The organism is Hanstruepera neustonica (assembly GCF_002895005.1).
GTDB lineage: Bacteria > Bacteroidota > Bacteroidia > Flavobacteriales > Flavobacteriaceae > Hanstruepera > Hanstruepera neustonica.
Window position 1 is genome coordinate 140559 of the sequence record NZ_POWF01000007.1, and the last position, 21564, is coordinate 162122.

A 21564-nucleotide genomic window follows, 5' to 3' on the forward strand; every position below is an offset into this window, starting at 1 on the left:
TTTTTATCATTTTATTGAAAGTTTTCTAATTATTACCTTCTAACTCGGCATGTTTTTCTTTGATAACTCTTCGTTGATTTTTTAAAGCCTCTTTTGCCTCCTTTAATTCTTTATCAGCAGCTCTTAACTTGGCTTCTTTTTCAGCTATTTCCTCTGCAGTCAGTGATTGATCTCTTTTAGCTTTCTCCAGACGTTCATTAGCTTCTTTTATTTTCAAATTACTTTCTTCAAGCTTTTGTTCTACAGCATTGGTTTCTTCGTAAGCTTGCTTCAATTGATCCATTTTAGATAACTCGGAACGCGTTGATTTTAGCTCCTGCTTCTGCATTTCCTCCGATTTTCTTCGCTCAAGTGTGTTATTGTTCCGCAAATCTTCGTAAGCAGCTTGTTTCTTATCAATCATACTGCGCTCTTCGTCAGATTTTGCTTCAGCACGGGCTTTATCAAACATTTCTTTCATTCTGGCATCTTCTGCAGTCGCTTGTGTTTCCAGTTTTTGATTTGGTGTTTTATCCTTTAAAGTTTTTGTTTTTTCTTGGGCTTGCATTACTGTACCAACAAACATGGTTAGTGCAATAGCTAAAAACGTGCTTTTTAAATTTTTCATGATTTCTTTTTTAGTTCTTAAATAGTATCGAGTTCATTTAGAGCATCATCCAGTTCTTTAACCTCCTTATCCAGCTCCTCTGTAGCTTTATCTACTTCTGGATCGATGTAATTGTCTGTAGCTTCTGTTCCTGAAGTCTCTTGCTGCACTTCCGTTTCAACAGCCTCGTCAGCTTCTTTGGTGTCTCTACAAGACCAAAAACCTATGAGCAATAATAAGATTAAAAGTTTAGATATCTGCCTCATGTTAATTAATTCGTCTTAAAATTACAATTTTTATACCAATGTTTGAATGCTTGTGGCAATATTTTATCTTTGCACACTTAAACAGCGACTCGCACATGAAGATTTCTCTCAATTGGATTAGGCAATTTATAAAAACTGATTGGAATTCAGAACAAATAAGTGAACTTTTAACGGATTTAGGCCTTGAAGTTGAAGGCGTTACACCGTTTCAGTCGGTTAAAGGCGGCTTGAATGGCATTGTTGTAGGTGAAGTGTTAACCTGTGAACAACATAGTAATGCTGACCGTTTGAAGGTAACTACTGTTTCCATTGGAGCCGGTGAGCCCTTACAAATTGTTTGTGGCGCACCCAATGTTGCCGCTGGTCAAAAGGTATTGGTAGCTACAATAGGCACAACGCTTTACACACCTGAAGGTGAAGCCTGGACTATTAAAAAAGGTAAGATTCGTGGTGAAGAAAGTCACGGTATGATTTGTGCCGAAGATGAATTGGGATTAGGATCTTCTCATGACGGTATCATGGTGCTTGATGCAGATACCAAAGTAGGAACTTTAGCTTCTGAATTATTTGAAGTAGAAGATGATCAGGTTTTTGAAATTGGTTTAACGCCCAATCGTGCTGATGCCATGAGTCATTACGGTGTGGCTCGCGATTTAAAAGCAGGTTTACTCCAGAAAGAAATCAATTTGGAGTTAATAACTCCTTCAGTTAGTGCTTTTCACGTAGAAAAACGTGCGTTGAAGATTGATGTCGAAGTGAAAAACAAAAATTTAGCACCACGCTATTGTGGTGTGACTATTTCTGGTCTTAAAGTTGAAGAATCTCCGGTTTGGATTCAAAACAGGCTGAAAGCCATTGGCTTGGCACCAATAAATAACATCGTTGATATTACCAACTATGTATTACACGAGCTAGGACAACCCCTACATGCTTTTGACGCATCCAAAATAAATGGTAACATGGTGGAAGTTAAAACCCTAAAATCGGGCACTAAATTTACCACATTAGACGGTATAGATCGCGAGTTACATGAGGATGATTTAATGATATGCAATGCCGAAAAACCGATGTGTATTGCTGGTGTTTTTGGAGGATTGGAATCAGGTGTAACTGAAGATACAACCAGTATCTTTTTAGAAAGTGCTTATTTTGATCCTGTAAGTATAAGAAAAACGGCTAAACGCCATGGATTAAATACTGATGCCTCTTTCCGCTTTGAGCGTGGCATTGATCCAAACATTACAGAATATGCTTTAAAACGAGCTGCCTTAATGATTGAGGATATAGCTGGTGGCGAAATTACCAGCGATATCATTGATATCTATCCTAAAAAGATTGAGGATTATCAGGTTCGCTTAAGTTTCGAAAATGCCAAAAAATTAATTGGTGAAGAAATTCCACGTGAGACCATCAAGCAAATTTTAATGTCCTTGGATATTAAAATTAATAATGTTACCGAAACGGGATTAGGTCTTACGGTTCCAGCCTATAGAAATGATGTTCAGCGGGAAGCCGACATTATAGAAGAAATTTTACGTGTTTACGGTTATAACAACATTCAAACCACCGAAAAATTAAATGCATCCATATCCAATACGTCAAAGTATGAGGATTACAAGCTTCAGAATATTATTGGTAATCAATTGGTTTCGCAAGGATTTTATGAAACAATGACCAATTCATTGACTACACCAAATTACGCGAATTTAAGTCAGGATTTAAATCCAGAACAGCATGTCGAGATGTTGAATCCGTTAAGTAATGATTTGAGTGTCTTAAGACAATCAATGTTATTTTCAGGTTTAGAAAGTATCCGTCATAATATCAATAGAAAACAGGAGAACCTGAAACTATTTGAATTTGGTAAGACCTATCATGCTTATAATGATAAGCGAGAGGAATTTAAACATTTAGCACTTTTTATAACTGGAAACAGACACACCGAACGTTGGAACTCATCTGTACAACCGAGTGATTTTTATTATCTGAAAGGAATAATTGAATCTGTTTTCAATCGCTTGGGCATTAACAACTTGAAAGCATCACCCATTTCTTCTGATGTTTTTGGCGAGGGACTAAAATTGTCTCAAAAGAAAGTAGCGCTGGTGGAATTTGGTTTGGTAAAAAAATCCATTTTAAAACATTTTGGTATTTCCCAGAATGTATTGTTTGCCAATTTTAATTGGGATGCCGTCATCAATACAGCTAAAAACAATAAAGTTTCCTTCACAGCTATACCAAAATATCCAGCTGTTCGTCGTGATTTTGCATTACTGCTTGACGAATCAGTAACTTTTGCTGAAATAGACACTATTGCCATGCAAACTGAAAAGCAACTGCTAAAAGATGTAAACCTCTTTGATGTCTACGAAGGCAAGAATTTACCTAAAGGCAAAAAAAGTTATGCTGTGAGTTTCACGTTGCAAGATGAAAACAAAACGCTTACCGATAAGCAAATTGATAAAATCATGAATAAGCTTCAAGTTAATTTTGAAAAACAATTGGGAGCTGAGTTGAGATAAAAGCACTATTGCTTAAAAATAAAAAAGCCTCGAGTGTTCGAGGCTTTTTGTTTCAATAAGTTTAAAATAATATATATTATAATACTTTAACGTTTACTGCGTTCATTCCTTTTCTACCTTCTGTTAGATCGAATTCTACTACATCACCTTCACGAATCTCATCGATTAATCCAGAAATGTGAACAAAATGTTCTTTTTTTGTGTCGTCTTCAACAATAAATCCAAATCCTTTTGAATCATTGAAGAATTTTACTGTTCCTTTACTCATTGTAATAATTTAAAAATTTTAATAAAGTACAAATATAGACTAATAATGTTATCTAGAAGTTTTTTTAGGGTTAATTTTTAATTATCGTATTTTCAGGTAGTTACAATCCGCTTTTAAAAACTCATTATTATACATAAATTTTGTATCTTTATTAGGAAGCTAAATCATGTAAGTTATGGATTCAGACTATAAAAAAATATACACGGGAAGTTTTATCGTAGTCCAATTAATCATTGATAAATTAAACGCATTAGGAATCACTGCCATAATTAAAGATGAAACGGAATCCGCTAGATTAGCTGGATTTGGTTCTTCAGTACCAGGCTATCAAGACATCTATGTCAATGTTGACGAATTGGAAAGTGCTATTCCTGTTGTTGAAAGTGTCAAGTCTGAATTAGAAGCTTGATTACACCGTAACAGCATACATTTTATTTCGCAACTCCTTAATTTTAGAATCTTGCATGTACTCGTCGAACGTTGTATATCGGTCAATAACGCCATTTGGTGTTAATTCCACAACGCGATTGGCAACTGTTTGTGCAAACTCATGGTCATGGGTCGTAAACAATACGGTTCCTTTAAAGTTTTTAAGCGAGTTATTGAATGCTGTAATACTCTCCAAATCCAGGTGATTTGTTGGCTCGTCCAGCATCAATACATTGGCACGCATCATCATCATGCGGCTTAACATACAACGTACTTTCTCACCACCAGACAATACATTTGATTTTTTGAGAGCCTCTTCACCACTAAAAATCATTTTACCTAAAAAGCCACGAATATAAACTTCTTCACGTTCTTCCTCGGTTTTTGCCCATTGACGTAACCAATCGACCAAGGTTAGATTGTTTTCAAAAAATTTACTGTTATCCAATGGCAAATATGACTGGGTGGTTGTGATACCCCAGCTAAACTTCCCTGAATCGGCTTTTAGGTTATTATTCAAAATTTCATAGAAAGCTGTTGTAGCTCTAGAATCTTTAGAATAGACCACAACCTTATCACCTTTGGCTAGATTTAAATCTATATTTTGAAATAATAATTCACCATCAATAGAAGCCGAAAGCCCTTCAACATTCAAAATTTGATCACCTGCTTCACGCTCACGCTCAAAAATGATGGCCGGATAACGACGACTAGTAGGTCTAATCTCGTCAATGTTCAATTTATCAATCATCTTTTTTCTACTGGTAGCTTGCTTACTTTTAGCCACATTTGCCGAAAAACGACGTATAAACTCTTCCAGTTCCTTTTTCTTTTCTTCAGCCTTTTTGTTTTGTTGTGCACGCTGTTTAGCAGCTAGTTGAGATGATTCGTACCAAAAGGTGTAATTTCCTGAATAATGGTTTATTTTCCCAAAATCAATATCCGAAATATGTGTGCAAACAGCATCTAAAAAGTGACGGTCATGTGAAACAACAATGACACAGTTATCATAATTGGCCAAGAAATTTTCTAACCAAGAAATTGTTTCATAATCCAAATCGTTGGTAGGCTCATCCATAATCAATACGTCGGGATTACCAAAAAGGGCCTGCGCCAAAAGCACACGGACTTTTTGCTTACCATCTAAATCAGCCATCATGGTGTAATGCAAATCTTCTTTAATACCCAAATTGGATAATAAAGCAGCAGCATCGCTGTCAGCATTCCAGCCGTTCATTTCTTCAAATTCAACCTGAAGCTCGCCAATTTTTTCTGCATTTTCATCAGAATAGTCAGCATATAAGGCATCAATTTCTGTCTTAATCTTAAACAAGGGTTTGTTACCCATTATAACTGTTTCCAATACGGTTTTATCGTCATACAAGTTATGGTTCTGCTCTAAAACGGACATGCGTTTTCCGGGCTCCAAATGCACATGACCAGATGTAGGTTCCTGCTTACCAGATAAAATCTTCAAAAAAGTAGACTTACCAGCACCATTGGCGCCAATAATACCATAGCAATTGCCTTGATTAAAACTCGTGCTAACCTCATCAAATAGGACACGTTTTCCAAATTGAACTGATAAATTAGAAACTGATAACATATAATCCTTGTTAAATTTTTTGCAAAAGTAGACAATTGCAGGCATTTTGTAAAACAAAACCCATGTATTTAATATTTAACAACGTATTAACAAGAGGTTTTGAATACAACATTTATTTTTGTTAGCAGAATATGCTAGATACAAGTATGATGGGATTTATAAAACGATTGAGCCTAATTTTATTTATGGCTTTAAGTTTTGTATCATGTAAAGATGACACAACGGCTTCGGAAAGTGATTACGCCTACCTAGGGGGTGAGGTAATTAATCCAAGGAAAAACTTCGTTATTCTATCGAAGTCAGATCGCGTATTGGATACCGTTACATTAGATGCCAACAATCGATTTTTGTATAAAATTGACAATCTGGAAAACGGTCTTTACACCTTCAAATTGCCAGCTGCCGAAGGACTAGAGTACCAAATGGTGCTTTTAGAACCTCGTGACAGCATCATGTTTCGCTTAAATACACTTGAGTTTGATGAATCTTTAGTCTATACAGGAATTGGTGCAAAAAAAAACAATTACCTCATTAATTTGTTTCTTGACGGTGAAGCAGAAGACAAAATTATTTTGGGCTTTAGCCAATTACCTGCCGCAGAGTTTGAAAACCGTTTAGACTCCATCAGAAATCATAAATTCAAAGAATTAAAAAAGTTTACTGTCAATAACACAGTGTCTCCCATGTTCAATGAACTAGTTGAAGGTAATATCAATTACGACTACTACTTAAGTAAAGAAGTATATCCATTTGTAAATTACTCGCAAAGTGAGCGCAAAAACATGGAATCTTTGCCTAATGGATTTTATGATTATCGTAAGCAAATAGATTATAATTATTGTAATCTAATGGACTATTTCCCATACTATTCGTTTTTAAAACACCATTTTGAAAACATTGCCTTGGCAGAGCATTTTAAGCTATCTACGGATAGTGTCTATAATGTAAAATCATTAGATTACAATCTGATTCGATTAAAATTAATTGATAGTTTGGTAGTCAATGACTCCATTAGAAATTCGTTATTAACGCAAACGGCTATTGAACACATTAGTAATAGTCAAGATATTGACACATACGACACTATTTTACAATCCTTTCTAAACAAAAATAAAAACCAAAAACAGCGTACTTACGTCAGTAGTATTGTTGAATCACTTAAAGGGCTCAAAGCAGGCAATAAATTGCCGTTGGTAAATATTATTGACAACACTGGGAAAGAAACGACCTTAAGGTCTATTATTAACAAACCCGCTGTAATTTATTTTTGGTCCTCTACGTACCGTTCGCATATCGATAGCCATAAAAAAGCCAATGAACTAAAAATGAAATACCCTGAAGTTCAATTTGTAGCAATTAATGTAAACAATGATGACGAAAATTTATGGCGTAAAATTGTTAAGGAGTATCGTTATGATCCACAATCTGAATTTTTATTTGCCAATCCTAAAGATGCGAGACATAAATTAGCTATCTACCCTATTAATAAGGTTATGATAGTCAATCAGAAGGGTGAAATTGCCAATGCGCACACAAGCATGTTTAATATTCGTTTTGAAGAAGAACTATTAGGCTTACTCAACCAGTAGTAACGTCCAATCTATGAAAAAGAAAAAGCCTCAACTAGTGTTGAGGCTTTTTTTATCGCTAATAGGGTATTAATTACCCTTTTTAAAGTCTTCTAAAAATTTGGCTAATCCAATGTCCGTCAATGGGTGCTTTAATAAGCCTTCAATAGCACTTAATGGCCCAGTCATGACATCGGCTCCCAATTTAGCGCAATCGATAATATGCATCGTATGACGAACCGAAGCCGCTAAAATTTCAGTGTCAAAAGCATAGTTATCATATATGTGACGAATTTCAGATATCAAATTTAAACCATCAGTTGAAATATCATCCAAACGACCAATAAATGGCGATACATAAGTGGCACCAGCTTTAGCAGCCAATAAAGCCTGACCAGGTGAAAATACTAAAGTTACATTAGTTTTAATACCTTTATCCGAAAAGTATTTACAAGCTTTCACACCATCTTTGATCATGGGTAATTTAACCACAATCTGTTCATGCAATTCAGCTAGAGCTTCTCCTTCACGAATCATGCCTTCAAAATCGGTAGCAATAACTTCGGCACTTACATCACCATCTACAATATTGCAAATGTCAACATAATGCTTCATAATATTATCGTGACCCGTAATACCTTCTTTAGCCATCAAAGATGGATTGGTAGTTACACCATCTAAAACACCTAAATCCTGTGCTTCACGAATTTGATTAAGGTTAGCTGTATCAATAAAAAATTTCATAAAAAAAGTATTGTTATAAGTTGTGTTTGTTAATGGCGCAAAAGTACAACTAAATGGTAGTTTAAGTATTGTCTTTTTATTAAAAATAATTAACATTGACTGCATTTATGTAACTAGAAAATACTTTTATCCATAATTTCATTACCTTGTAATTGAAAAAGAAAAACAGCTTTGAAAAAAATACTATTCCTTTTCGGGATTCTCTTTCTATTTCTTAATTGCCAAAACGACGATGACAATCAAGAAAACAGTCTAATTCCAGAAGAAGCCTGCGACATGCAATTCGATGATTTAGGTCTCACAGAAGCTAATGCATTAATTACAGTTGACAACTATTATGAAAATTTAGAAGTTACTTGGACAGCCAAATATTCAGAGAAAACGCTAGAGTTGAGCTATGAACGCATTTGTGGAGAAGAATGTATTGGAAAAGATGTATATGTCTTCAAAAAAATAAATGATTGTATAAAATATGAATATTACTATAATACTTATACAATTTTAATGACTCCTACTGTAACAAGTATAAAAGAGGTTTTTTCAGAGCATGATTTTATTATCCAAGAATATATACCAAATGAAAAACTCGTTGGAAGGTTAATTGGTGAATATGGAGGTATAACTGAAAATATAGATTTTTGGATCGATTTTACTACTGATGATTTTTTTATTGAAGAAGTTCCCAATTACATATCATTTCAAAATTGTTTAAATAACCAGTTACCTCTCGTTATTGATGTAAACAACGATGGTACTAATGATTTTAAATTTACATATTATGATGAGTTACTTGATGGTTCAAGCTCATCAGATAACAGATGGATATCAAAATTAAGTAGTTATGTAAATATTGAAGGAACAAATAGTAATAATGTTATTTTATGTAATGAATTTGATGGAATTTATCGTGGTGCTGGCATTTCTCCAAGTGAACTTCCTTTTTCATCTGATGAGTTCACCACATCCAGTGACTCCTACTTAAGTATTTACTATGTCGACTTTGTTCATGAAGATAACTATCCCTACAAACAGTATAATTTTTGGACAAGTCGTGATGGCGATGCTTTTTACACCTCAAATCTTTCAAATTTCCATTATATCATTAAAATGATTTTAAATGGCGAACCACATTACGGCTATATTAACTTTAGTATTTTGGGTAATGATTGTGAAATTATTATTCACGAGACGTATCTAAATCCAACACCAAACGAACATATAGTTATTGAATAGCCTATAATTTATAGTGGTTCATAAGCATTTTTTCATAAACCGTATCAGGCAGAATGCGTTTTAGTACTATAGAGAATTTCTGCATAAACTCCCCTACTTTATAATGTACTTTAGGGTTAGAAGTATTAATAATAGCCAAAATAGCTTTAGCCATTTCCAGTGGATCTTTACCAGCATCTACATGCTCGTTCATCAACTCTAATGATTTTCCGTAGGTCTCTTTGTATGGCGAGTTATCTAAAACTGGTGCGTGATAACGACCAGCCGCAATATTCGTCGCAAAATCACCAGGTGCTACATTGGTCATTTTAATGTTAAACGGTTTTAACTCCATTCTAAAAGCTTCGGTTAACAACTCCAAAGCGCCTTTACTGGCACTATAAATCCCACGGTATGGCAAGCCCATATAACCTGCAATAGAGGTCACATTAATGATTAATCCTGATTGCTGCTTACGCATTTGTGGCAACACAGCTTTAATAACATTTATAGGTCCAAAAAAATTGGTTTCAAAGTTGTTTTTTATTTCAGCCTCGGGAATTTCTTCAATCGGCCCAGTAATACCAACACCTGCATTATTAATCAGCACATCAATTTTTCCGGCCTTCTCTATAATATGATTAACGGCGTTTTTGATAGATTCAGGTTTTGTAACATCGAGTCCAACAATTGAAAACTTATTGTTTGAATACTTTTCCGGTGACCGACTCGTGCCATAAACCTCAAATCCTTTATCAGTTAAAAATTCACCAATCGATTTTCCAATTCCAGACGAACCGCCGGTTATCAATACAACTTTAGACATAAATTTTGAGCTTTTGCTGGTTAAAAATACAATAAAAAAGGAAAGTTTTGGGTACAAAAAAAGGCAAGCTACCTACATCACACCGCTACGACCGCTTACCCTTGCTGCGTTCCCGCCCTGGGGGATTCAGCAGGAGCTGGTTGTGTAGGACTTGCCGGGTGCAAAGATACAACCCTTTTAAATTTCTCACAATGATTTTTTAAACTGAATTTTAATAAATATCTTGGTCAAAATTTACATAAAATCATGACTTCTTATAAGTATCTTACTATCATATTTTTAGGCTTAATCGTTATCTCCTGCGGTTCCAATGTAGATGTCCTAAAAAAGGATATTTCCATTGTAACCAATTCGGCAAATAATGCCATTGAAATTGGAAATAAACTGGAATTAACTTTAAAAAACCCAAAAAACCACGAGATAAAAGGTCTGACGTTTACTCTAGATGGTAATCCTGTGTCGTCAAGTTCCAATCTTACCGATTTACACTTGGGGACACATGATGTCATTGCCAATTTTAAACTGGAAGGTGAAGATGTCAGTATTTCAGAAAGTATAACAGTGCTCAACAATCAATCGCCCACTATTTATACCTTTAATATCATCAACGAATACCCTCATGATATGAATTCCTACACACAAGGATTAGAATTTTATAAGGGTGAACTTTATGAAGGCACTGGTCAGTATCGCGCATCAAAATTGCGAAAAGTGGATTATAAAACGGGTGAAGTACTTAAAAATATTGATCTAGCTAACGAATATTTTGGCGAAGGTATTACCATTCTAAACGATAAGATTTACCAATTAACCTGGAAAAAAGGTACTGGATTTGTCTATGATGTCAATACATTTGAAAAAACAGGTAGCTTCAGATATGGTAATAGCTTGGAAGGCTGGGGCATTTGCAATGATGGCACCAAATTATACAAAAGTGATGGCACTGAAAAGATTTGGACCCTAAATCCTGAAACCTTGGTTGAGGAAGGTTTTATACAGGCATATCATAATAAAGGTAAGGTGGTTGAATTAAATGAATTAGAATGGATTAATGGGAAAATTTATGCTAATCGTTGGAATAAAAATGGTGTTGCCATTATTAATCCAAACAATGGTGCTGTAGAGGGTGTTATTGACTTTACGCCTTTAAAAGATCAGGTAACCCAACACCCAAGGTTGGATGTTCTTAATGGATTAGCTTACAATCCTGAAACGAAAACCTTATTTGTTACTGGAAAGTACTGGGATAAACTTTTTGAAGTGGAAATTGTTGAAAAATAAGCCACATCATGCAAATCTTTGAAGTTCTTAAAACAGTTTCTAAAACGGATTTAGATGCTTTAAATCATGTTAACAATGTACAATACGTACAATGGGTTCAAGATATTGCTGAAAAGCACTGGTTAAGTCAAGCTTCTGAAACAATTTTAAAGGATTATTTCTGGGTTATGCTTTCACATCATATTCAATATAAGCAACCTGCCCTATTGGATGATGTCATCACCATTAAAACTTATGTGGTCAAGTCAGAAGGTGTCACATCCACACGAATGGTGGATTTTTATAAAGGTGATTCGCTATTAGCAAAATCAGAAACGCAATGGTGTTTTATGAGTAAAACAACTTTAAAACCCACCCGAATAACTGAAGCAGTCAAAAAATTATTTGAGTAATTTTTGCCTTGGCATACGAAATCATCAATTCAAAAGTTATATTTTTGAACAAACCGAAATCCACATGAAACATGTCCTTTACGCACTTATAACTTTTACTTTCCTTGTAAGTTTAAGTTCTTGTCGAAAAGATTTGGAGTTTTCTCCTAGTTCAGGAAACCTACTGTTTTCAAAAGACACTGTATATCTAGACACCGTATTTACAAATATTGGATCTAGCACCTACACTCTTAAAGTTTACAACCTTAATAACGACGATATTAATATTCCAACCATCAAATTAGGTTTGGGTGAGGATTCTGAATATCGCTTAAATGTGGATGGTATCCCAGGAAAATCCTTTCAGAATGTTGAGATTTTGGCGAAGGATAGTATGTTTGTATTTATTGAAACTACAATTGATATTGATAATTTACCGGATACCAACGGTGAATTTTTATATACTGATAAAATAGAGTTTGATTCAGGGTTCAACCAACAGGAGGTTGATTTGGTTACTTTAGTTAAAGATGCTGTTTTTATCTATCCTGATCGTGATAATACCACAGGAATTATTGAAACACTCACTTTAAATATTGGTGGTGAACAGGTGGAAACGGATATTCAGGGTCGTTATTTAATGCCAGATGAGTTGACATTTACCAATGAACGACCTTATGTTGTTTATGGCTATGCTGCAGTTCCAAACGGCGAAACGCTAACGGTTGAAGCAGGTGCTCGCGTGCATTTCCATGCCAATTCAGGTCTATTGGTAGCCGAAGGGGCTTCACTCCACGTCAATGGAGCGTTCAGTCCCGACCAAGATCTTTTAGAAAACGAAGTTATTTTTGAAGGTGACCGACTAGAACCTTCCTTTAGTGACATACCTGGACAATGGGGAACTATTTGGTTGCTTGAAGGCAGTGTCAATAATATTATTAATTATGCAACCATCAAAAATGCTGGTGTAGGTGTTTTAAGTGATGGTAATCCAGATGAATCTGGTTCTAAATTACAAATCAGTAATTCGCAAATTTACAATTCCAGTAATTTTGGAATTTTGGGTAGAAACACATCCATTACAGGTGAGAATGTGGTTATCAATAACTCTGGACAATCCTCGTTTGCTGGAACTTTAGGTGGACGATACAATTTTACCCATTCTACCATTGTCAATTACTGGCGAAACAGTTTCCGACAGTTTCCAGCCCTTTTATTGAATAATTTTACAGAAACTCAAGATGCTGTTTTGATTGCAGATTTAAACGAAGCGAACTTTAATAACTGTATTATTTACGGAAATGATAATCCAGAATTCATTTTAGATGAAGTAGAAGACAATTCGGTGGTATTCAATTTTAAATTTAACAACTGTCTGATTCGTTTTTCAGATCCGAACAATAATTTTACGGATGACAACTATGATTTCAACAATCTTGACCTGTATGACGGAATTGTGCGTAATGTAGATCCTCATTTCATGGATACTGAAAACAACAAACTGATTATTGGTGAAAATTCTGGAGCTATCAATATAGCTTCGCCAACCTATGTTATCGGCACTACACAATTTGATATTCTAAATGTAGATAGATTATCTGCTGAAACCCTAGATGCTGGCGCTTATCAACATATCACTTTTTAGATTAACGTCTCGTTAACAACTACTTACTGTTTTAATAGTTACATTTATTCTGAACTAAACGGTTCCTAATTTTAATCAAACTAACGAACAGCATGGAAAAATTTATCACAATTGCCCTTTTTATTACTTCAATGGTTATTGGGCATGCGCAAACCGAACACGAAAAGGTTGAAAAAGCCTGTTACAATTACATTGAGGGGTTTTATGAAGGCGATACGGCCAAACTAAAAGCAAGTCTACAACCAGAACTCAACAAATTTGGTTTTTGGAAGGACAAGGAAACAGGAAACTACAAGCAGGTGGACCATATGTCCTACGATCAAGCATTGGCGTATGCCGAAAATGTAAAAGCCAAGAAAAACTTTGCAAAACCTAACTCTCCTAAAGAAGTTGAAGTACTGAACATGGGTAACAGCATCGCTGCTGCAAAAGTTTTTGCCTGGTGGGGCATTGATTATATTTTGTTGTCCAAACGCGATGATAAGTGGATGATTGAGCAAGTACTCTGGGAAGGACCCTATGAAGAAAAATCTTAAAATAAAAAACCTGCTCATGAGCAGGTTTTTTATTTTCTGGTCATAGTTATTTTATGCAAACAACGGTAAACCTTCCATCATGGTATTCACCTTATTGGCTACCTGCTCTAATTTAGTGTCATCTTCATAGTTTAAAATCACCTCATCCACCAATGCTACAATAGCCTCCATATCGGCTTCTTTTAATCCCCTTGTAGTAATTGCTGGCGTTCCTACTCGAATTCCAGAAGTTACAAATGGGCTCTTATCATCAAAAGGCACCATGTTTTTGTTTACGGTAATTTCAGCTTTTACTAGAGCCTGCTCCGCATCTTTACCAGTGATGTTCTTATTTCGTAAATCAATTAACATCATGTGATTATCTGTACCACCCGAAATAATATGATAGCCTCGTTTTACAAAAGCTTCTGCCATAGCTGCAGCATTCTTTTTCACCTGCAACATATAATGTAAAAATTCATCCGTAAGCGCTTCACCAAAAGCCACAGCTTTAGCCGCAATAATATGTTCTAATGGACCGCCTTGATTACCTGGAAAAACTCCTGAATCCAACAACGAAGACATTTTACGTAAACTACCGTTTTTCAAGGTCAATCCAAATGGGTTATCAAAATCTTTACCCATCATAATCATACCACCTCTTGGACCACGTAAAGTCTTATGAGTAGTAGTGGTTACAATATGACAATGAGGTAACGGATCGTTCAAGATACCTTTTGCAATCAAACCAGCGGGATGCGAAATATCGGCCAACAAAATCGCTCCAACCGAATCAGCTATCTCACGAAATCGTTTAAAGTCCATATCACGTGAATAAGCCGAAGCACCCGCAATTATTAATTTAGGCTTTTCTGTTTGCGCCATTTCAGCAACATGATCATAATCTATTAAACCCGTCTCCTTCTTAACACCGTAAAATACCGGATTGTATAACTTCCCTGAAAAGTTCACCGGTGAACCATGCGTTAAATGTCCACCATGAGACAAATCAAATCCTAGAATGGTATCTCCTGGTTTTAGACAAGCAGCAAACACAGCAGTATTAGCTTGACTTCCTGAATGTGGCTGCACATTAACATATTCAGCATTAAACAAGGTTTTAGCTCTGTCAATGGCCAATTGCTCAACCTCATCAACTACTTCACAACCACCATAATAGCGTTTGCCTGGGTAGCCTTCAGCATATTTATTGGTCAAAACCGATCCTGCAGCTTCCATCACCTGGTCACTAACAAAATTTTCTGATGCAATAAGTTCTATACCGTGAAGCTGACGCTCTTTTTCAGCCTCTATCAATTCAAAAATTTGTTCGTCGCGTTGCATAAATTTTGGTTATCGTTAAATTGAACCCAAAAATAACAAAACCATTAGTTTAATTATTCAAAAAACATATATTTACCTTAAGAAGTTTTACACAGTTGTAAATAACTTCTTCAAGCCTATATTTTATGTTTAAAATTAGTTTAGAAATAAAAAGTTATGTAGGTTTGACTAGATTTAACAACCATTAAACTATTACAATACTATGCCACTTTCAGCCAATAATCCAGATAGAAAGTCTTGGTTACACGTCGATAAAAATTCCGATTTTCCTATTCAGAACATACCCTTTGGGGTGTTTTTAACACGCGATGATATCATCACCATTGGTACACGTATAGGTGATACGGCTATTGATTTGGGTGCCTTGCACCAATTGGGGTATTTTGACGATATACCTTTGACCGATGATATTTTCTTGCAGGATTCCTTGAATGACTTTATTGCCGATGGCCGAAAAACCTGGCGTTCAGTTCGTAATCGCATTGCCCAGATTTTTGATGCTGAAAACACGACTTTAAAAAACAATAAACAACATAAGGAAATTGTATTATTCCGTTTGGATGAAATTGAAATGCAATTACCGGTTCAGGTTGGCGATTATACGGATTTCTACTCGAGCATTGAGCATGCTACAAATGTGGGCACTATGTTCCGTGATCCTGAAAATGCTTTAATGCCAAACTGGTTACATATTCCTGTGGGTTATCATGGTAGAAGTAGTTCTATTATTCCATCAGGCATTCCCATCCACAGACCGCAAGGACAAACCCTTCCTGCTGGTAGTGACACGCCTGTTTTTGGACCTAGTAAATTGGTGGATTTTGAATTAGAGATGGCTTTCATTACCACAGATGCTAATGACTTGGGTGAACCCATTCCTATTGAAGAGGCTGAAGAATATATTTTTGGACTGGTCTTATTTAACGATTGGTCAGCTCGTGATATTCAAAAATGGGAATATGTACCATTGGGCCCATTTTTGGCAAAAAACTTTGCATCATCCATTTCTCCATGGATCGTAACATTAGATGCTTTAGAACCATTTAGAGTGGCTAGTCCAAAACCCAAGAAGCCACAACTACCCTATTTACAGTATAAAGGGAAAAAGAGCTACGACATAAATTTAGAAGTTGCCATAAAACCTAAAAAAGCTAAGGAAACCGTGGTGAGCAACTCCAATTTTAAATATATGTACTGGAACATGTGCCAACAACTGGCACACCATACGGTTAACGGTTGCCCAGTAAATTCTGGTGACATGATGGGCAGTGGCACCATTTCTGGACCGACTCCTGACTCCTACGGTTCTATGCTAGAACTCACTTGGCGTGGCGAGAAACCCTTAAAAATGAACGATGGTACCGAACGTAAATTTATAAATGATTACGATACGGTAATTATGCGTGGTTACTGCGAAAAAGATGGTACGCGCATTGGTTTTGGCGAGGTATCTACACAACTGTTACCTGTTTATAATCCGAAGAAGAATAAGTAATTTTAACTTGATATAAATTGAGAATTCCCATTTCGGTCATAAAGCATGTCTAAATATGGGAGTTTTTTCTTGTTACGCTTATTGGTGAGATAAATTCTGTTTTAATTGAATTTTATCGATTGTTAAGCGAATTTAATATTTTAAACCAACAAATTCAATACGTACTCATACGTAATTTTTTTTTACTAAACTTGAACAAACTGCTGTAAATCCATGGCATTAATAGCTCCATGACTGGCATGTGCTACAGTAAAACCATTTTTGATGACCAATAATTGAGGTGACTCATGCATGACCTGAAACTTATAGCTAATTTCATTCGAAACATCCCTATAGGACAATAAATCTACATAATATAAATCCAGATCTTTTTCAGTAAACTGATAGTTTTCAATAAACTGATTCATAACCATTCGGCTGATACCACAACGTGTTGAATGTTTAAAAATTACTTGAGTTTTGGTTTTGGATTTTTCGGTTATATGATCAAGCTGTTGGGTGTCATTTAATGGAATCCAAGGCAATTGCTTCGTTTCTTTGGGTTCAGAAGATCCAAATAGTTTATTTAGTATTCCCATAATAAGTCATCATTTCATCAATTATTTTAAATAGGTCGTTCACATTCCAAAATCTTACATTCTAGCTACTCATAAATGTTAAGCCTATTTTGCAATTTTCTGACTTCATCCTGTAGGGCCTCCATTCTATCCAGCATATTCTTAATAACTTCAATACCTTCCATATTAATATCCAAGTCATAATGTAATCGGATAATTTTTTCCATACGAGGCATCTCGTCAGCTATTATAAATTTTTGGGAATTTTTAATAACAAATGATACCAATTGATAGTTTTCTACTTGATTTATAAAAGTATCATCAAGTTGATGATGAATCATAATTTCGTTCACGCTTACCAATACTCTATCTCTCATATCAAGCTAATTTAGAGAGTTTAACAAATAGTTCTCGTTGTTCATCAGTTAGTTTTTTTGGTATCTCAACCTTAAATGTCACATACAAATCTCCAAACTGACCTTCTTTTTTATAGACTGGAAAACCCTTTCCTTTAAGTCTTACTTTAGTGTCATTTTGCGTACCTTCCTTAACCTTTAACTTTACTTTACCAGTAAAGGTGTTGATATGTACATCGCCACCCAAAACAGCCGTGTAAAGATCTATGGTTTCTTCAGTATACAAATTAGCACCATCTCGTTTAAAGTTTCTATCTGGTAAAATATCGAAGGTAATATATAAATCGCCTTTAGGTCCACCATTGACACCCTCGCCACCATAACCATTTATTTTGATGGTCTGACCATTTTCAACACCAGCTGGGATGGTTAATCGGATGTTTTTACCATTGACAGTCAACACTTGTTTTTGGGAGGTGTAAACATCCTTCAAATGTAGCTGTAAAGTAGCATTAAAATCCTGACCGCGAAACCTCACCGATCTACCTTGAGCACCTCGTGTTCCTCTGGCTCCGCCAAACATGGAATTAAAAAAATCGGAAAAATCAGCTTCATTGAAATCTTCCGACGAATAACGCTGGTAACTTCCTGTGCGTTGACCTCCAAAACCACCTCCTTGGTGAGCACCTTGTCTTTTGGCTTCCTCAAAAGCGTCAGCATGTTGCCAATCCTTACCATATTGGTCATATTTTTTACGTTTTTCTGGGTCACTTAAAACTTCATTCGCTTCATTGACTTGTTGAAATTTCTTTTGGGCTGCATTGTCATTGGGGTTGACATCAGGATGATATTTCCGTGCTAATTTCCTGTAGGCCTTCTTGATATCAGCCTGCGAAGCCGACTTATCGACACCTAAAATTTTATAATAATCTATAAAATCCATAGCATTCTCTAATATTTAGTGTAAAAAATTCTTTATTCTGATTAATTATTGCTGTCACTTAAAATCGGTACAAGCAATTTAAAGATACGAATTATTCATGATCAAAATTGTTACCAAAGTTACTAATCCACACTAGAAATTCACGTCGTAATAGAGCTAATCCTTAAGAATTAATCAAACTTTATCCAATAACACAAACTGACGAAAAGTCACTAAATAAAGGCTTCGAGCAGACATTTTGTCTTATGATTTAAAGTGGTAGGATAATTGACATTATTCTCATAAACAACGCAACATTATTAAGAAAAAAATAAATCAATGAACTTTAACAATTATACAATAAAATCGCAAGAGGCTATTCAGCAAGCGCAGCAGCTTGCTCAAAGCTTCGAGAATCAACAAATTGAAAATGAGCATATTTTTAAGGCTCTTTTCAATGTTGATGAAAACGTATTACCATTTCTTTTAAAGAAACTGAATGTCAATGTCAATACTTTAGAATTAGCGTTAGATAAGCAAATAGAGAGTTATCCTAAAGTATCAGGTGGTGATATCATGTTGTCACGAGAGGCCAGTAAAACTTTAAATGAAGCATCCATCATTGCCAAGAAAATGAAAGATGAATATGTTTCTGTCGAGCATTTAATACTAGCTGTTTTTAAATCCAACAGCAAAGTAGCTCAAATGCTCAAAGACCAAGGGGTCACTGAAAAAGCTTTAACTGCCGCTATTGAAGAACTGCGTAAAGGAGACCGCGTAACGTCTCAAAGTCAGGAAGAAACCTATAATGCTTTAGGCAAATACGCCAAGAACCTCAATCAGTTAGCTAGAGATGGTAAACTAGATCCTGTTATTGGACGTGATGAGGAGATAAGACGTATTTTACAAATCCTGTCTCGTAGAACCAAAAACAATCCCATTCTGGTTGGTGAACCTGGTACAGGGAAAACAGCCATAGCAGAAGGATTAGCACACCGAATTATAGATGGTGACGTACCCGAAAATTTAAAGGAAAAACAAATTTTCGCTTTAGATATGGGAGCGCTTATCGCAGGTGCCAAATACAAAGGAGAATTTGAAGAACGTTTGAAAGCTGTTATCAAAGAAGTGACTACGAGCGAGGGCGACATCGTGCTCTTTATTGATGAAATCCATACACTAGTAGGTGCTGGAGGCGGACAAGGCGCTATGGATGCTGCTAATATTTTAAAGCCAGCTCTGGCCAGAGGTGAATTACGCGCCATTGGTGCAACGACACTCGATGAATACCAGAAATATTTTGAAAAGGATAAAGCTTTAGAGCGTCGTTTCCAAAAGGTAACAGTGAATGAACCAGACACAGAAAGTGCTATTTCAATATTGCGTGGCATCAAGGAGAAATATGAAACTCACCATAAGGTTCGTATTAAGGATGAAGCCATAATAGGTGCCGTAGAATTATCAGAGCGCTACATCACCAATCGTTTTCTGCCTGACAAAGCTATTGATTTAATGGATGAAGCTGCTTCAAAATTACGCATGGAGATCAATTCCAAACCAGAAGAACTGGACGTTTTAGATCGTAAGATCATGCAATTGGAAATCGAGATTGAGGCTATTAAACGCGAAAAAGATGAGGCTAAATTAAAATCATTAAGTTCTGAATTAGCCAATTTGAAAGAAGAGCGTAATGAAATCAATGCGAAGTGGAAAAGCGAAAAAGAAGTGGTCGATAACATTCAGATGACCAAATCCAATATTGAAAACTTCAAACTGGAAGCCGAACGTGCCGAACGTGAAGGCGATTACGGTAAAGTTGCTGAAATCCGTTATGGCAAAATAAAAGAAGCCCAAGAAAATTTGGAAAAGCTTCAAAAGGAATTACAGGAAAATCAAAGTGGCAGTTCACTTATCAAAGAGGAAGTTACCTATGATGATATCGCTGAAGTGGTGGCCAAATGGACAGGCATTCCGGTAACTAAAATGCTGCAAAGTGAACGCGAAAAACTATTGAAGCTAGAAGATGAATTGCATAAACGTGTGGTTGGCCAAGAAGAAGCTATAGAAGCTGTGAGTGACGCCGTAAGACGCAGCAGATCTGGTTTACAAAATCCTCAAAAACCTATTGGAACTTTCTTGTTTTTAGGAACAACAGGAGTTGGTAAAACAGAGCTAGCAAAAGCCTTGGCAGAATACTTGTTTGACGATGAGAATGCCATGACACGAATTGATATGAGTGAGTATCAAGAGCGTCATGCTGTTAGCCGTTTGGTTGGTGCGCCTCCAGGTTATGTTGGTTATGATGAAGGTGGGCAATTAACAGAAGCTGTTAGACGTAAGCCGTATTCTGTAGTATTATTGGATGAAATCGAAAAAGCTCATCCTGATACATTTAATATCTTGTTACAAGTTTTGGATGAAGGCCGCTTGACTGACAACAAAGGTCGAATTGCAGACTTCAAGAACACCATTATTATTATGACCTCTAATATGGGCAGCCACATTATACAAGAACGCTTTGATGCCACTAAAGATATTGATGCTGCTATGGAAGCCGCTAAAATAGATGTGCTAGCCTTATTAAAGCAATCGGTTAGACCCGAGTTTTTGAACCGTATTGATGATACCATCATGTTTACACCTTTAACCAAGGAGAACATTAAAGATATTGTTGGTTTACAACTAAAAAGTGTTACCAAAATGATTGCAAAACAAGGCATCACATTCGATGCTACTTCAGAAGCCATCGAATATCTAGCTGAAAAAGGTTACAACCCAGAATATGGCGCTCGACCTGTTAAACGGGTCATACAAAAAGAAGTACTCAACCAGTTAAGTAAAGAGATTTTATCTGGTCGGGTGACAACAGATAGTATTATACTTCTAGATGCTTTTGATGACAAACTCGTGTTTAGAAATCAAGGTGATCTAGTGACTGAAGAAATTTAATGAAACGACGTAATAAATTGTAAACTATTCCGTTTTCATTAATAGTTGGTTAGTTAGTTTGAAAGCAATGCAAATCTTTTAATTAAGAAGCGCATTGCTTTT

General features: G+C 35.8%; 20 protein-coding genes and 1 other RNA gene. 10 read left to right on the forward strand and 11 right to left on the reverse strand.

What is annotated here, in order from left to right:
- Nucleotides 1-25 precede the first annotated feature (25 nt).
- On the reverse strand, nucleotides 26-607 hold the full coding sequence (locus C1T31_RS10885; RefSeq protein ID WP_103052524.1) for a hypothetical protein: 582 nt from the start codon (nucleotides 605-607) through the stop codon (nucleotides 26-28).
- 17 nt (nucleotides 608-624) lie between these two features.
- Nucleotides 625-852: a hypothetical protein gene (locus C1T31_RS10890; protein ID WP_103052525.1), complete on the reverse strand. Its 228-nt coding sequence runs from the start codon at nucleotides 850-852 to the stop codon at nucleotides 625-627.
- A gap of 95 nt (nucleotides 853-947) precedes the next feature.
- Here C1T31_RS10890 and pheT point away from each other — a divergent pair, with 95 nt between their 5' ends.
- On the forward strand, nucleotides 948-3374 hold the full coding sequence (pheT, locus tag C1T31_RS10895; RefSeq protein ID WP_103052526.1) for a phenylalanine--tRNA ligase subunit beta: 2427 nt from the start codon (nucleotides 948-950) through the stop codon (nucleotides 3372-3374).
- A gap of 76 nt (nucleotides 3375-3450) precedes the next feature.
- On the opposite strand, the gene C1T31_RS10900 is transcribed toward pheT, so the two are convergent.
- Nucleotides 3451-3642: a cold-shock protein gene (locus C1T31_RS10900; protein ID WP_103052527.1), complete on the reverse strand. Its 192-nt coding sequence runs from the start codon at nucleotides 3640-3642 to the stop codon at nucleotides 3451-3453.
- Nucleotides 3643-3817: 175 nt separating this feature from the next.
- Here C1T31_RS10900 and C1T31_RS10905 point away from each other — a divergent pair, with 175 nt between their 5' ends.
- The gene (locus C1T31_RS10905; protein ID WP_103052528.1) at nucleotides 3818-4051 is read left to right on the forward strand and encodes a DUF2007 domain-containing protein; all 234 of its coding nucleotides are present in this window, start codon (nucleotides 3818-3820) and stop codon (nucleotides 4049-4051) included.
- On the opposite strand, the gene C1T31_RS10910 is transcribed toward C1T31_RS10905, so the two are convergent.
- Entirely contained in the window at nucleotides 4052-5677 is a 1626-nt protein-coding gene (locus C1T31_RS10910) for an ABC-F family ATP-binding cassette domain-containing protein (RefSeq protein WP_103052618.1), read from the reverse strand.
- 131 nt (nucleotides 5678-5808) lie between these two features.
- Here C1T31_RS10910 and C1T31_RS10915 point away from each other — a divergent pair, with 131 nt between their 5' ends.
- Complete coding sequence (locus tag C1T31_RS10915; protein WP_243398939.1) at nucleotides 5809-7266, forward strand: TlpA family protein disulfide reductase; 1458 nt, start codon at nucleotides 5809-5811, stop codon at nucleotides 7264-7266.
- Nucleotides 7267-7335: 69 nt separating this feature from the next.
- Here C1T31_RS10915 and fsa read toward each other — a convergent pair whose 3' ends face one another.
- Nucleotides 7336-7989 (reverse strand): fructose-6-phosphate aldolase, encoded by a 654-nt coding sequence (gene fsa, locus C1T31_RS10920; RefSeq protein WP_103052619.1) that lies wholly within the window; start codon nucleotides 7987-7989, stop codon nucleotides 7336-7338.
- A 171-nt stretch (nucleotides 7990-8160) separates the two neighbouring features.
- Between fsa and C1T31_RS10925 the strand changes: the two genes are divergently transcribed.
- Nucleotides 8161-9222 carry a hypothetical protein gene (locus C1T31_RS10925; protein ID WP_103052530.1) on the forward strand — a complete coding sequence of 354 codons (1062 nt, stop codon included), beginning with the start codon at nucleotides 8161-8163 and terminating at the stop codon, nucleotides 9220-9222.
- A gap of 1 nt (nucleotide 9223) precedes the next feature.
- Here C1T31_RS10925 and C1T31_RS10930 read toward each other — a convergent pair whose 3' ends face one another.
- Nucleotides 9224-10027 (reverse strand): SDR family oxidoreductase, encoded by an 804-nt coding sequence (locus tag C1T31_RS10930; protein WP_103052531.1) that lies wholly within the window; start codon nucleotides 10025-10027, stop codon nucleotides 9224-9226.
- Nucleotides 10028-10085: 58 nt separating this feature from the next.
- Nucleotides 10086-10184, reverse strand: an RNA gene (gene ffs, locus C1T31_RS10935) — signal recognition particle sRNA small type.
- A gap of 89 nt (nucleotides 10185-10273) precedes the next feature.
- Between ffs and C1T31_RS10940 the strand changes: the two genes are divergently transcribed.
- The 4 genes from C1T31_RS10940 to C1T31_RS10955 all read left to right on the forward strand — a co-directional run bounded on the left by C1T31_RS10940 (nucleotide 10274) and on the right by C1T31_RS10955 (nucleotide 13860).
- Complete coding sequence (locus tag C1T31_RS10940; RefSeq protein WP_103052532.1) at nucleotides 10274-11308, forward strand: glutaminyl-peptide cyclotransferase; 1035 nt, start codon at nucleotides 10274-10276, stop codon at nucleotides 11306-11308.
- Between the two features lie 8 nt (nucleotides 11309-11316).
- Complete coding sequence (locus C1T31_RS10945; protein WP_103052533.1) at nucleotides 11317-11700, forward strand: acyl-CoA thioesterase; 384 nt, start codon at nucleotides 11317-11319, stop codon at nucleotides 11698-11700.
- Nucleotides 11701-11764: 64 nt separating this feature from the next.
- A complete protein-coding gene (locus C1T31_RS10950) occupies nucleotides 11765-13324 on the forward strand; it encodes a hypothetical protein (protein ID WP_103052534.1) in 1560 nt (519 codons plus the stop codon).
- A 92-nt stretch (nucleotides 13325-13416) separates the two neighbouring features.
- Entirely contained in the window at nucleotides 13417-13860 is a 444-nt protein-coding gene (locus C1T31_RS10955) for a nuclear transport factor 2 family protein (RefSeq protein WP_103052535.1), read from the forward strand.
- Between the two features lie 51 nt (nucleotides 13861-13911).
- Here the strand turns inward: C1T31_RS10955 and glyA are convergent, their stop codons facing one another.
- Nucleotides 13912-15183, reverse strand: coding sequence for a serine hydroxymethyltransferase (glyA, locus tag C1T31_RS10960; protein ID WP_103052536.1), 1272 nt, complete (start codon nucleotides 15181-15183; stop codon nucleotides 13912-13914).
- Between the two features lie 202 nt (nucleotides 15184-15385).
- On the opposite strand from glyA, the gene fahA reads away from it, so the two are divergent.
- Complete coding sequence (fahA, locus tag C1T31_RS10965; protein ID WP_103052537.1) at nucleotides 15386-16678, forward strand: fumarylacetoacetase; 1293 nt, start codon at nucleotides 15386-15388, stop codon at nucleotides 16676-16678.
- 185 nt (nucleotides 16679-16863) lie between these two features.
- Here the strand turns inward: fahA and ytxJ are convergent, their stop codons facing one another.
- From ytxJ to C1T31_RS10980, 3 genes are all read right to left on the reverse strand, one after another.
- Nucleotides 16864-17256, reverse strand: a complete 393-nt coding sequence (ytxJ, locus tag C1T31_RS10970; RefSeq protein WP_103052538.1) for a bacillithiol system redox-active protein YtxJ — start codon at nucleotides 17254-17256, stop codon at nucleotides 16864-16866.
- Nucleotides 17257-17321: 65 nt separating this feature from the next.
- Complete coding sequence (locus C1T31_RS10975) at nucleotides 17322-17612, reverse strand: chaperone modulator CbpM (RefSeq protein WP_103052539.1); 291 nt, start codon at nucleotides 17610-17612, stop codon at nucleotides 17322-17324.
- A 1-nt stretch (nucleotide 17613) separates the two neighbouring features.
- Entirely contained in the window at nucleotides 17614-18534 is a 921-nt protein-coding gene (locus C1T31_RS10980) for a DnaJ C-terminal domain-containing protein (protein ID WP_103052540.1), read from the reverse strand.
- A 318-nt stretch (nucleotides 18535-18852) separates the two neighbouring features.
- Between C1T31_RS10980 and clpB the strand changes: the two genes are divergently transcribed.
- The gene (gene clpB, locus C1T31_RS10985) at nucleotides 18853-21462 is read left to right on the forward strand and encodes an ATP-dependent chaperone ClpB (protein ID WP_103052541.1); all 2610 of its coding nucleotides are present in this window, start codon (nucleotides 18853-18855) and stop codon (nucleotides 21460-21462) included.
- Nucleotides 21463-21564: the final 102 nt, after the last annotated feature.

Coding starts and splice junctions, on each gene's coding strand:
- C1T31_RS10910 (WP_103052618.1), bottom strand. CDS start 5,677: ATGTTATCAGTTTCTAATTTATCAGTTCAATTTGGAAAACGTGTCCTA.
- fsa (WP_103052619.1), bottom strand. CDS start 7,989: ATGAAATTTTTTATTGATACAGCTAACCTTAATCAAATTCGTGAAGCA.
- C1T31_RS10915 (WP_243398939.1), top strand. CDS start 5,809: ATGCTAGATACAAGTATGATGGGATTTATAAAACGATTGAGCCTAATT.
- glyA (WP_103052536.1), bottom strand. CDS start 15,183: ATGCAACGCGACGAACAAATTTTTGAATTGATAGAGGCTGAAAAAGAG.
- C1T31_RS10890 (WP_103052525.1), bottom strand. CDS start 852: ATGAGGCAGATATCTAAACTTTTAATCTTATTATTGCTCATAGGTTTT.
- C1T31_RS10885 (WP_103052524.1), bottom strand. CDS start 607: ATGAAAAATTTAAAAAGCACGTTTTTAGCTATTGCACTAACCATGTTT.
- clpB (WP_103052541.1), top strand. CDS start 18,853: ATGAACTTTAACAATTATACAATAAAATCGCAAGAGGCTATTCAGCAA.
- C1T31_RS10955 (WP_103052535.1), top strand. CDS start 13,417: ATGGAAAAATTTATCACAATTGCCCTTTTTATTACTTCAATGGTTATT.
- C1T31_RS10940 (WP_103052532.1), top strand. CDS start 10,274: ATGACTTCTTATAAGTATCTTACTATCATATTTTTAGGCTTAATCGTT.
- C1T31_RS10945 (WP_103052533.1), top strand. CDS start 11,317: ATGCAAATCTTTGAAGTTCTTAAAACAGTTTCTAAAACGGATTTAGAT.
- pheT (WP_103052526.1), top strand. CDS start 948: ATGAAGATTTCTCTCAATTGGATTAGGCAATTTATAAAAACTGATTGG.
- C1T31_RS10975 (WP_103052539.1), bottom strand. CDS start 17,612: ATGAGAGATAGAGTATTGGTAAGCGTGAACGAAATTATGATTCATCAT.
- ytxJ (WP_103052538.1), bottom strand. CDS start 17,256: ATGGGAATACTAAATAAACTATTTGGATCTTCTGAACCCAAAGAAACG.
- C1T31_RS10905 (WP_103052528.1), top strand. CDS start 3,818: ATGGATTCAGACTATAAAAAAATATACACGGGAAGTTTTATCGTAGTC.
- C1T31_RS10930 (WP_103052531.1), bottom strand. CDS start 10,027: ATGTCTAAAGTTGTATTGATAACCGGCGGTTCGTCTGGAATTGGAAAA.
- C1T31_RS10900 (WP_103052527.1), bottom strand. CDS start 3,642: ATGAGTAAAGGAACAGTAAAATTCTTCAATGATTCAAAAGGATTTGGA.
- fahA (WP_103052537.1), top strand. CDS start 15,386: ATGCCACTTTCAGCCAATAATCCAGATAGAAAGTCTTGGTTACACGTC.
- C1T31_RS10950 (WP_103052534.1), top strand. CDS start 11,765: ATGAAACATGTCCTTTACGCACTTATAACTTTTACTTTCCTTGTAAGT.
- C1T31_RS10980 (WP_103052540.1), bottom strand. CDS start 18,534: ATGGATTTTATAGATTATTATAAAATTTTAGGTGTCGATAAGTCGGCT.